This is a genomic window from Klebsiella sp. CN_Kp066 (genome assembly GCF_040065135.1).
Taxonomy (GTDB): domain Bacteria; phylum Pseudomonadota; class Gammaproteobacteria; order Enterobacterales; family Enterobacteriaceae; genus Klebsiella; species Klebsiella oxytoca.
The window spans coordinates 39,912-51,936 of the sequence record NZ_JBEAIU010000059.1; the positions used below are offsets into that span (position 1 = coordinate 39,912).

Annotated in this window: 7 protein-coding genes and 1 pseudogene; 7 read left to right on the forward strand and 1 reads right to left on the reverse strand. The window is 56.4% G+C overall.

Going from position 1 to position 12,025, the window contains the following annotated elements; translation table 11 throughout:
- Positions 1-10 precede the first annotated feature (10 nt).
- From cmoM to ABLV75_RS26115, 7 genes and pseudogenes are all read left to right on the forward strand, one after another.
- Positions 11-797 (forward strand): annotated as a pseudogene (cmoM, locus tag ABLV75_RS26085) (tRNA uridine 5-oxyacetic acid(34) methyltransferase CmoM).
- Positions 794-2,116 carry a chromosome partition protein MukF gene (gene mukF / locus ABLV75_RS26090; RefSeq protein WP_004100723.1) on the forward strand — a complete coding sequence of 441 codons (1,323 nt, stop codon included), beginning with the start codon at positions 794-796 and terminating at the stop codon, positions 2,114-2,116. The pseudogene cmoM and the gene mukF overlap by 4 nt, the downstream one beginning before the upstream one ends.
- On the forward strand, positions 2,097-2,801 hold the full coding sequence (gene mukE / locus ABLV75_RS26095; RefSeq protein ID WP_004100725.1) for a chromosome partition protein MukE: 705 nt from the start codon (positions 2,097-2,099) through the stop codon (positions 2,799-2,801). Before mukF ends, mukE begins: the two co-directional genes overlap by 20 nt.
- Positions 2,801-7,249: a chromosome partition protein MukB gene (gene mukB, locus ABLV75_RS26100; protein ID WP_004100727.1), complete on the forward strand. Its 4,449-nt coding sequence runs from the start codon at positions 2,801-2,803 to the stop codon at positions 7,247-7,249. Before mukE ends, mukB begins: the two co-directional genes overlap by 1 nt.
- Positions 7,250-7,432: 183 nt before the next feature.
- Positions 7,433-9,226 (forward strand): L,D-transpeptidase, encoded by a 1,794-nt coding sequence (gene ldtD, locus ABLV75_RS26105; protein ID WP_004100729.1) that lies wholly within the window; start codon positions 7,433-7,435, stop codon positions 9,224-9,226.
- A gap of 301 nt (positions 9,227-9,527) precedes the next feature.
- Positions 9,528-10,079: a YcbK family protein gene (locus ABLV75_RS26110; protein ID WP_004100731.1), complete on the forward strand. Its 552-nt coding sequence runs from the start codon at positions 9,528-9,530 to the stop codon at positions 10,077-10,079.
- A 13-nt stretch (positions 10,080-10,092) separates the two neighbouring features.
- A complete protein-coding gene (locus ABLV75_RS26115) occupies positions 10,093-10,740 on the forward strand; it encodes an MBL fold metallo-hydrolase (protein WP_004100733.1) in 648 nt (215 codons plus the stop codon).
- A gap of 66 nt (positions 10,741-10,806) precedes the next feature.
- Here ABLV75_RS26115 and ABLV75_RS26120 read toward each other — a convergent pair whose 3' ends face one another.
- Positions 10,807-11,997 (reverse strand): amino acid aminotransferase, encoded by a 1,191-nt coding sequence (locus ABLV75_RS26120; RefSeq protein WP_004100734.1) that lies wholly within the window; start codon positions 11,995-11,997, stop codon positions 10,807-10,809.
- Positions 11,998-12,025 lie beyond the last annotated feature (28 nt).

The following is a 12,025-nucleotide window of genomic DNA, read 5'->3' on the forward strand; positions in this document are numbered from 1 at the left end:
GGAGTCACCCGTGCAGGATCGTAATTTCGATGATATTGCTGAAAAGTTTTCGCGCAATATATACGGCACCACCAAAGGCCAGCTGCGGCAGGCGATCCTCTGGCAGGATCTACAACCGCTGCTGAACCAGATGGGGCCTGGGCCATTGCGAGTTCTTGACGCGGGCGGCGGCGAAGGGCAAACGGCGATCAAAGTGGCGGAAATGGGCCATCACGTCACGTTATGCGATCTCTCTGGTGAAATGGTGGCTCGCGCCAGGCAGGCGGCTGCCGATAAAGGTGTGATCGACAACATGCATTTTGTACAATGCGCGGCTCAGGATATTGAGCAGCATTTGGAAAGTCCGGTCGATCTGATACTGTTTCATGCGGTGCTGGAATGGGTAGCCGAACCACAGGCGATGTTGCGTACGCTGTGGTCGATGCTGCGCCCCGGCGGCGCGTTATCGCTGATGTTCTACAATGCTAACGGCCTGTTGATGCACAATATGGTCGCCGGCAATCTGGACTATGTGCAAATCGGCATGCCGAAAAAGAAAAAACGCACGCTGTCGCCGGACTATCCGCGCGATCCGCAGCAGGTTTACGGCTGGCTGGAAGAGATTGGCTGGCAGATTACCGGTAAGACCGGCGTGCGGGTGTTTCATGATTATCTGCGTGAAAAACACCAACAGCACGACAAATTTGCGGCGCTGCTGGAGCTGGAAACGCGCTACTGTCGCCAGGAGCCGTATATTAGCTTAGGCCGTTATATTCACGTCACCGCGCTTAAGCCGCAGATGCAAGGATAAACTATGAGTGAATTTTCCCAGACAGTCCCCGAACTGGTTGCCTGGGCCAGGAAAAATGATTTTTCTATTTCGCTGCCGGTCGACAGACTCTCTTTTCTGCTGGCGATTGCCACGCTGAACGGCGAGCGGATGGAAGGGGAAATGACCGAGGGAGAACTGGTGGACGCGTTCCGCCACGTCAGTGATGCGTTTGAGCAGACCAGCGAAACCATCAGCCAGCGCGCCAATAATGCCATTAACGATATGGTGCGCCAGCGTCTGCTGAACCGCTTTACCAGCGAAATCACCGAGGGTAACGCTATTTATCGCCTGACGCCGCTGGGCATCGGGATCACCGATTACTATATTCGTCAGCGCGAGTTCTCCACCCTGCGCCTGTCGATGCAGCTCTCCATCGTTGCCGGCGAACTCAAGCGCGCCGCCGACTCGGCAGAAGAGGGCGGCGATGAGTTCCACTGGCATCGTAACGTTTTCGCTCCCCTGAAGTACTCGGTTGCGGAAATTTTCGACAGTATCGATCTGACTCAGCGGATCATGGATGAGCAGCAACAGCTGGTGAAAGATGATATTGCCCAGCTGCTGAATAAAGACTGGCGGGCGGCGATCTCCAGCTGCGAGCTGCTGCTGTCGGAAACGTCCGGCACCCTGCGCGAGCTGCAGGATACTCTGGATGCGGCGGGCGATAAGCTGCAGGCAAACCTGCTGCGTATTCAGGACTCGACCATGACGCGCGACGATCTGAATTTTATCGATCGTCTGGTGTTCGACCTGCAAAGCAAGCTGGACCGCATCGTCAGCTGGGGTCAGCAGGCGATAGACCTGTGGATCGGCTACGATCGCCACGTGCATAAATTTATCCGTACCGCTATCGATATGGATAAAAACCGCGTCTTCGCGCAGCGTTTACGCCAGTCGGTCCAGACTTACTTCGACGCTCCCTGGGCGCTCACCCATGCGAATGCCGATCGTCTGCTTGATATGCGCGATGAAGAGATGGCGCTGCATGATGAAGAGGTTACCGGGGAACTTCCGGCGGATCTGGAGTACGAAGAGTTTAACGAAATTCGCGAACAGCTGGCAGCGCTGATTGAAGGTCAGCTGGCGGTCTATAAAGAGAAGGGACTGCCGCTGGTTCTTGGTCTGGTGGTACGCGAATATCTTTCGCAGTATCCGCGCGCTCGCCACTTTGATGTCGCGCGCATTGTTGTCGACCAGGCGGTACGTTTGGGCGTAGCGCAAGCAGATTTCACCGGACTGCCGGCAAAATGGCAGCCGATTAATGATTACGGAGCCAAGGTACAGGCGCATGTCATCGACAAATATTGAACAAGTGATGCCGGTTAAACTGGCGCAAGCGTTGGCTAATCCGTTATTTCCGGCGCTGGATAGCGCCCTGCGCGCGGGCCGTCATATCGGCCTTGACGAGCTGGATAATCACGCATTTTTAATGGATTTTCAGGATTACCTGGAAGAGTTTTATGCTCGCTACAACGTCGAGCTGATTCGCGCGCCGGAGGGGTTTTTCTATCTACGCCCGCGCTCGACCACGCTGATCCCGCGCTCGGTGCTCTCCGAGCTGGATATGATGGTGGGCAAAATTCTTTGCTATCTCTACCTCAGTCCGGAGCGCCTGGCGAATGAAGGCATCTTCACCCAGCAGGAGCTTTACGACGAGCTGCTGACCCTGGCGGACGAAGCCAAGCTGCTGAAGCTGGTCAATAACCGTTCGACCGGCTCCGACCTTGACCGCCAGAAGCTGCAGGAAAAAATGCGCGCTTCGCTCAACCGGCTGCGCCGCCTCGGCATGGTGTGGTTTATGGGCCACGACAGCAGCAAATTCCGCATCACCGAATCGGTGTTTCGCTTCGGCGCCGACGTGCGCGCCGGTGACGACCCGCGCGAAGCGCAGCTGCGTATGATCCGTGACGGTGAAGCCATGGCGCTGGAAAATCGTCTGCAGCTTAATGATGAGAATGAAGAGAATCAGCCGGATAGCGGGGAGGAAGAGTAATGATTGAACGCGGTAAATTTCGCTCGCTGACGCTGGTTAACTGGAACGGCTTTTTTGCCCGCACCTTTGATCTTGATGAATTAGTGACCACGCTTTCCGGCGGTAACGGCGCCGGTAAATCCACGACCATGGCGGCCTTCGTCACCGCGCTGATCCCCGACCTGACGCTGCTGCATTTCCGTAATACTACGGAAGCCGGGGCCACCAGCGGCTCGCGAGATAAAGGGCTTCACGGTAAGCTGCGCGCAGGCGTCTGTTACTCGGTGCTGGACGTCATTAACTCTCGCCACCAGCGCGTGGTGGTTGGCGTTCGCCTACAGCAGGTCGCCGGTCGCGATCGTAAAGTTGATATCAAGCCTTTTGCGATTCAGGGGTTGCCTACCTCCATCCAGCCGACTCAGCTGCTGACCGAAACCCTTAACGAGCGCCAGGCGCGCGTGGTGACGCTCAACGAGCTGAAAGATAAGCTCGAAGCGATGGAAGGGGTACAGTTCAAGCAGTTTAACTCTATTACCGAGTATCACTCGCTGATGTTCGATCTGGGCGTGGTGGCTCGCCGCCTGCGTTCAGCTTCCGACCGTAGCAAGTACTATCGCCTGATCGAAGCGTCGCTGTACGGCGGCATTTCAAGCACCATTACCCGCTCGCTGCGCGACTACCTGCTGCCGGAAAACAGCGGCGTGCGTAAAGCATTCCAGGATATGGAAGCGGCGCTGCGTGAAAACCGCATGACCCTGGAAGCGATTCGGGTAACGCAGTCGGATCGCGACCTGTTCAAACATCTGATCAGCGAAGCCACCAACTACGTTGCCGCCGACTATATGCGCCACGCGAACGAGCGACGCATTCATCTCGACAAAGCGCTGGAGTATCGCCGCGATCTGTTCACCTCCCGCGCTCAGCTCGCGGCTGAACAGTATAAGCACGTCGATATGGCCCGCGAGCTACAGGAACATAACGGTGCGGAAGGCGATCTGGAAGCTGATTATCAGGCCGCCAGCGACCATCTGAACCTGGTGCAGACCGCTCTGCGCCAGCAGGAAAAAATCGAGCGCTATGAGGCGGATCTTGATGAACTGCAGATTCGCCTCGAAGAGCAAAATGAAGTCGTTGCGGAAGCGGTTGACCAGCAGGAAGAGAACGAAGCCCGCGCCGAAGCCGCCGAGCTGGAAGTGGATGAGCTGAAAAACCAGCTTGCCGACTACCAGCAGGCGCTGGACGTGCAGCAGACCCGTGCGATTCAGTACAACCAGGCGCTGCAGGCGCTGGAAAGAGCAAAAGCGCTTTGCCATCTGCCGGATTTAACCCCGGAGAGCGCCGACGAGTGGCTGGAAACTTTCCAGGCGAAAGAGCAGGAAGCGACGGAGAAAATGCTGTCGCTGGAACAGAAAATGAGCTTGGCGCAAACTGCGCATAGCCAGTTTGAACAGGCATACCAGCTGGTGGTGGAGATCAACGGTCCGCTGGCGCGTAATGAAGCCTGGGACGTGGCGCGCGAGCTGCTGCGCGAAGGCGTTAATCAACGCCACCAGGCAGAGCAGGCGCACGGGTTGCGCAGTCGCCTGACGGAACTTGAACAGCGTCTGCGTGAACAGCAGGATGCTGAACGCCAGCTGAACGAATTCTGTAAGCGTCAGGGCAAACGTTACGATATCGACGAACTGGAAGCCCTGCATCAGGAGCTGGAAGCCCGCATAGCCTCGCTTTCCGACAGCGTTTCCTCCGCCAGCGAACGGCGAATGACCCTGCGTCAGGAGCTGGAACAGCTGCAGACGCGGACGCAAACGCTGATGCGCCGTGCGCCCATCTGGCTGGCGGCGCAGAACAGCCTCAATCAGCTGTGCGAACAGAGCGGCGAGCAGTTTGAGTCGAGCCAGGAAGTTACCGAATATCTCCAGCAACTGCTGGAGCGTGAACGCGAAGCTATCGTAGAGCGCGACGAAGTTGGCGCCCGCAAGCGCGCAATCGATGATGAAATCGAGCGCCTTAGCCAGCCGGGCGGTTCAGAAGATCAGCGCCTGAACGCGCTGGCGGAACGCTTTGGCGGCGTACTGCTGTCGGAAATCTATGATGACGTTAGCCTCGATGATGCGCCGTATTACTCGGCGCTGTACGGCCCTTCCCGCCACGCTATTGTGGTACCGGATCTGTCGCTGATTGCCGAGCAGCTGGAAGGCCTTGAAGATTGCCCCGAAGATCTCTACCTGATCGAGGGCGATCCGCAGTCGTTTGATGACAGCGTATTTAGCGTCGATGAGCTGGAAAAAGCCGTTGTCGTTAAGATTGCCGATCGTCAGTGGCGCTATTCACGCTTCCCGACGCTGCCGCTGTTTGGCCGCGCCGCGCGTGAAAGCCGCGTTGAAACGCTGCACGCCGAGCGTGAAAGCCTCTCCGAGCGTTTTGCGACCCTGTCGTTTGATGTGCAGAAAACCCAGCGCCTCCATCAGGCGTTCAGCCGCTTTATCGGTAACCATCTGGCGGTGGCCTTTGAGGACGACCCGGAAGAAGAAATCCGTAAACTGAATACTCGTCGCGGCGAGCTGGAGCGGGCGCTGACCGCCCATGAGAGCGATAACCAGCAGAACCGGGTGCAGTATGAGCAGGCGAAAGAGGGTGTATCCGCGCTCAACCGCTTGTTGCCACGTCTGAATCTGCTGGCCGACGACTCGCTGGCCGATCGCGTCGATGAAATCCAGGAGCGGCTCGACGAAGCGCAGGAGGCCGCGCGCTTTGTGCAGCAGTATGGTAACCAGCTGGCTAAGCTGGAACCGATCGTTTCCGTTCTGCAGAGCGACCCGGAGCAGTTTGAACAGCTAAAAGAAGATTACGCGTACTCGCAGCAGACTCAGCGCGATGCGCGTCAGCAGGCGTTTGCGCTGACCGAAGTCGTGCAGCGTCGCGCCCACTTTAGCTACTCTGATTCCGCAGAGATGCTCAGCGGTAATAGCGATCTGAACGAGAAGCTGCGCCAGCGCCTGGAGCAGGCGGAAGCGGAGCGCGCCCGCACCCGCGAAGCGCTGCGTACCCACGCCGCGCAGCTCAATCAGTACAACCAGGTGCTGGCATCGCTGAAAAGCTCCTACGACACCAAAAAAGAGCTGCTCAACGATCTGCATAAAGAGCTGCAGGATATTGGCGTACGCGCCGACGCCGGCGCCGAAGAGCGCGCCCGTTTGCGTCGCGATGAGCTTCATGCTCAGCTCAGCAACAACCGCGCGCGGCGTAACCAGCTTGAAAAAGCCTTGACCTTCTGCGAAGCGGAAATGGATAACCTGACCCGCAGGCTGCGCAAGCTGGAGCGTGATTACTGCGAAATGCGCGAACAGGTGGTCAGCGCCAAAGCCGGCTGGTGCGCGGTCATGCGCCTGGTGAAAGACAACGGCGTGGAGCGTCGTCTGCATCGCCGCGAGCTGGCCTACCTTTCGGCTGATGAGCTGCGCTCAATGTCGGATAAGGCGCTCGGGGCGCTGCGTCTGGCGGTCTCTGATAACGAACATCTGCGCGATGTGCTGCGTATTTCGGAAGATCCGAAACGCCCGGAACGCAAAATCCAGTTCTTTGTCGCCGTTTATCAGCATCTGCGCGAGCGTATCCGCCAGGATATTATCCGTACCGACGATCCGGTGGAAGCGATTGAGCAGATGGAGATTGAACTCAGTCGACTGACGGAAGAGCTGACCAACCGCGAGCAGAAGCTGGCCATCAGCTCTCGCAGCGTGGCCAACATCATCCGCAAGACAATCCAGCGCGAGCAGAACCGTATTCGCATGCTCAACCAGGGGCTGCAGAGCGTCTCCTTCGGCCAGGTCAACAGCGTGCGGCTGAACGTCAACGTGAGGGAAACCCACTCGATGCTGCTGGACGTGCTGTCCGAGCAGCATGAACAGCATCAGGATTTGTTCAACAGCAATCGTCTGACCTTCTCGGAAGCGCTGGCGAAGCTGTATCAGCGCCTGAATCCGCAAATTGATATGGGGCAGCGTACGCCGCAGACCATTGGTGAAGAGCTGCTGGACTACCGCAACTATCTGGAGATGGAAGTGGAAGTTAACCGCGGTTCCGACGGCTGGCTGCGCGCTGAATCCGGTGCGCTATCGACCGGTGAGGCTATCGGTACCGGGATGTCGATTCTGGTTATGGTGGTGCAGAGCTGGGAAGATGAATCCATGCGCCTGCGCGGCAAGGATATTTCGCCGTGCCGCCTGCTGTTCCTCGATGAAGCCGCGCGTCTGGATGCCCGTTCTATCGCCACGCTGTTCGAACTGTGCGATCGACTGGAGATGCAGCTAATTATCGCAGCGCCGGAAAATATCAGCCCGGAAAAAGGCACCACCTACAAACTGGTGCGTAAAGTGGTGAACAATCACGAGCATGTGCATGTAGTAGGTCTGCGTGGCTTCGCGCCGCAGCTGCCTGAAACGCTGCCGGGAACGGCTAATGCTTCATAAGCTTGTACAATAAGTAGCCAAAGGGCGACATGATGTCGCCCTTTTTGTTATCCGTACCTGTATTTTAGGATTGTATAATCTTTTAACTTCTTTACATTTGGGAAGGCAAAAGCGTTTTCGTCTTCATATACTGAAAGTAAGCCCCATTTTAGCGGGCAGCAATGTGTTAACAGGGGGCAAGGGATGTTGCTTAAGAAACGGTATGGTCGTCAATTGTCTGCGCTCAGTCTGGGCCTGGCTTTTGCATTCGCTCCACTGTTCAATGTCCAGGCCGAAGAGCCTGAAATTGTACCATCGGATAGCTCAGCCACCATCAGCGAGCTCTCTTCCGCGCTCAGCCAAAGCGCAAACCAGTCTGCGGCGGTTGCCAAAATGGCTGGCGAGCAGGCGCTTCCTGCCGATGCGGCGGCGAAAAGCCGTACCGATATTCAGGCGGTGCTGCCGTCCGGTTATCAACCCGTCTTTATGAATCCGCTGGTCTCGCTGTATGCGGCCAGGGATATGAAGCCGATGTGGGATAACCGTGAGGCGGTGCAGGCGTTTCAGCAGCAGCTGGCTGAAGTCGCTATTGCCGGTTTTCAGCCGCAGTTCACCACCTGGGTTGAGCTGTTAACCGACCCGGCGGTGAACGGTCTGGCGCGGGATGTTGTTTTGTCTGACGCCATGATGGGCTATCTGCATTTTATTAGTGGTATTCCCACTCAGGGCAACCGCTGGCTGTATGGCACCAAACCGTATGCCATGTCGACGCCGCCGCTATCGGTGGTTAATCAGTGGCAGGTGGCGCTGGATAGCGGTTCGCTGCCGCAGTTCATTGCGGGCCTGGCGCCGCAGCATCCGCAGTATGCCGCAATGCATCAGGCGCTACTGGCGCAGGTTGCCGATTCACGTCCGTGGCCGCAGCTCACCGGTAAGACCTCGCTACGTCCCGGGGAGTGGAGCAATGATGCCGGTGCGCTCAGGGAGATTTTACAGCGCACCGGTATGCTCGATGACTCGGCGAAAATTGCCCTGCCGGGCGATGACGTGGTGAGCCCATCCGCCGGGAAAAAGGCTAAAAACAGCGGCCGCGGCGTTTACGATCGCCAGTTGGTTGAAGGCGTTAAGCGCTTTCAGGCGTGGCAGGGGCTGGGCGCTGATGGCGTGATCGGTCAGGCGACCCGCGACTGGCTCAACGTCTCTCCCGCGCAGCGCGCCGGCGTGCTGGCCTTAAATATCCAGCGTTTGCGTCTGCTGCCGGGTAATCTTGCGACCGGTATTATGGTGAATATTCCAGCCTTTTCGCTGGTTTATTACCAGGATGGCAGCGAGGTGCTGGCATCACGAGTTATCGTTGGCCGCCCGGACCGCAAAACGCCGATGATGAGCAGTGCCCTAAACAATGTGGTGGTCAACCCGCCGTGGAACGTACCGCCGACGCTGGCGCGCAAAGATATCCTGCCGAAGGTGCGCAATAACCCCGGCTATCTTGAACAACACGGCTATACGATGATGCGCGGCTGGAACAGCAAAGAGGCCATCGATCCTTATCAGGTGGACTGGGAGACGATAACCGCATCGAATCTGCCGTTCCGCTTCCAGCAGGCTCCCGGCGCGCGTAATTCGCTGGGGCGCTATAAATTTAATATGCCAAGCTCAGATGCCATATATTTGCACGACACGCCAAATCACACTCTGTTCCAACGGGATGGGCGAGCGCTGAGCTCTGGATGTGTGCGGGTGAATAAAGCTTCAGAGCTGGCGAATATGCTGTTGCAGGACGCGGGCTGGAACGACGCGCGTATTTCGGATGCCCTCAAGCAGGGAAATACCCGCTATGTGAATATTCGTCAGAATATCCCGGTTAATCTCTATTATTTGACCGCCTTTGTCGGGGCTGATGGACGTACACAATATCGAACAGATATTTACAATTACGATCTCACCGCGCGATCCAGCGCACAAATCCTGCCTAAAGCTGAACAATTAATCAGATAAATGAAGTAGTTCAACGGATTCGGTTGTCCTATCTGTGTGTGAAAACGGGTCTTGCAGTCTGCAAGGCCCGAGTTTACTGGGGGGAGGCTGCCTTGACGTTGGCAATAATGCCCGGTAAGGTGCCTTTCGTGCGCCAGAAGTGCATATACATATAATCCTGCAAAAGCGTAATGGTGGTGAGCAAGCCAGGCCTTCGTCGCTGATATCGATTAGCCGCCGGAGAACAAGCGTATGCTGGCGGCTAACGGGCGGATTGCGGGAAAAGTATATTACGATTCATTTACCTGTAGACCTGATTATCATGGACAAATTTGACGCTAATCGCCGCAAACTGCTGGCGTTAGGTGGAGCCGCGCTCGGTGCTGCTGCCATTCTGCCTGCGCCGGCATTTGCCACCCTCTCGACCCCACGACCGCGTATTTTGACGCTGAACAACCTGCATACTGGTGAATCACTCAAGGCGGAGTTTTTCGATGGCAGAGGCTATATTCAGGATGAATTAGCAAGACTTAATCATTTTTTCCGCGACTATCGCGCGAATAAGATTAAGTCCATCGATCCCGGTTTGTTCGATCAACTCTATCGTCTGCAGGGATTACTTGGTACGAACAAGCCTGTCCAGCTTATTTCCGGTTATCGCTCTGTTGATACCAATAATGAGCTTCGCGCGCGCAGCCGGGGAGTAGCGAAACACAGCTACCACACCAAAGGCCAGGCCATGGATTTCCATATTGAAGGCATTTCGTTAAGCAATGTTCGCAAAGCCGCGTTATCTATGCGTTCAGGTGGTGTAGGATACTACCCACGTAGCAACTTTGTGCATATTGATACCGGGCCGGTACGGCACTGGTAACGAAAGGAGCCTCATGAACTATCGTATTATTCCGGTTACCGCGTTCGCGCAGAACTGTTCTTTAATCTGGTGCGAACAAACCAGGCTGGCGGCGCTGGTGGATCCCGGCGGTGATGCTGAGCGAATCAAACAGGAAGTCACCGCGGCAGGCGTCAGCCTGATGCAAATTCTGCTGACGCATGGCCATCTCGATCACGTTGGTGCGGCGGCGGAGCTGGCGCAACATTATGGCGTGCCGATTATCGGGCCGGAAAAAGAAGATGAGTTCTGGCTGGAAGGATTACCGGCACAGAGCCGGATGTTTGGTCTGGAAGATTGCCAGCCGCTTCAGCCGGATCGCTGGTTGAACGAAGGCGATGTAGTCAGCGTGGGGAACGTCTCTCTGCAGGTGTTGCACTGTCCCGGTCATACTCCAGGGCACGTGGTCTTCTTCGATGCCGCTTCCCGACTGCTGATTTCTGGCGATGTCATATTCAAAGGTGGGGTGGGGCGTAGCGATTTCCCTCGTGGCGACCATAGCCAGCTGATCGATGCGATTAAACGCAAACTCTTGCCGTTGGGCGATGACGTATCGTTTATTCCTGGCCATGGCCCTATGTCGACGCTTGGGTATGAGCGTCTGCATAACCCATTCCTGCAGGATGAGATGCCTGTCTGGTAAATTTGCCGGAAGAAAATAGATGAAAAGGCCGCGAATGCGGCCTTTTGCTTTTGCTACAGAGCGGGCTTACAGTACGGCAACAATCGCTTCGCACAGCGGCGCCATATTGTCTGGCGTCATGCCCGCGACGTTAATACGCCCGGATGCCACGGCGTAAATCGCAAACTCTTCGCGTAACCGCAGGACCTGCTCTTTGGTCAGGCCGCTAAACGAGAACATCCCGTTTTGCTGAATGATGAAAGAGAAATCGCGGCTGGCGCCTTTTTCCTGCAGGGTATTAACGAACAGCAGACGCATGCGCTGGATGCGTTGGCGCATGTCGGTTAACTCTTGTTCCCAGATGGCGCGCAGCGCGTCATTGCTGAGAATGGTCGCCACTACCGAGGCGCCGTGAGCCGGCGGGTTAGAGTAGTTTGCGCGGATAACGGACTTCATCTGGCTGAAGGCGCGGTCTACCGTTTCCTGGTCAGCGGCAACCAGCGTGCAGGCGCCTACGCGTTCGTTATACAGGCCGAAGTTTTTCGAGTAGGAACTGGCTACCAGCAGCTCTTTATGCAGCGCGGCGAAAGCGCGCAGGCCTTCAGCGTCCTCTTCCAGGCCCCGGGCAAAGCCCTGGTAGGCAAAGTCAAACAGCGGCAGCCAGCCTTTCTCTACGGAGAGCTGCGCCAGCTGTTGCCACTGTTCCAGCGTTGGATCGATACCGGTTGGGTTGTGGCAGCAGCCGTGGAACAGAACCACGTCACCGGCCTGCGCTTCGTTCAGGCTGGCCAGCAGTCCATCGAAGTCGAGTTTGTGGTTTGCGGCATCGTAGTAGGTATATTCGCGAACGTCGAGTCCGGCTGAATTGAATACGCTTTTATGGTTCGGCCAGCTTGGGTTGCTCACCCAAATACGTTTAACGTCGGTATTCTTCGCCAGAAAATCAGCGGCGACGCGCAGGCCGCCTGTACCACCGGGAGTCTGGGCGGTACGAGCGCGTTTATCATTGATAATCGCGCTGCCTTTCCCAAACAGCAGCTCCTGAGTACAGCGACCAAACTCTGGAATACCATCAATACCCAGGTAATTTTTGGTGGTTTCATTTTCCAGCAGATACTGTTCTGCTTTCTTCACGCTAGTCAGGACCGGTGTTTTACCCGTTTCATCTTTATAAACACCAATTCCAAGATTAATTTTTGTTGGGCGGTCATCGGCACGAAACAGATCGGCCAGGCCCAGAATTGGGTCGGCAGGGGCGGCGGTAATGTTCTCAAACATGACGAGGTTCCATTGTGATTACTGAAGG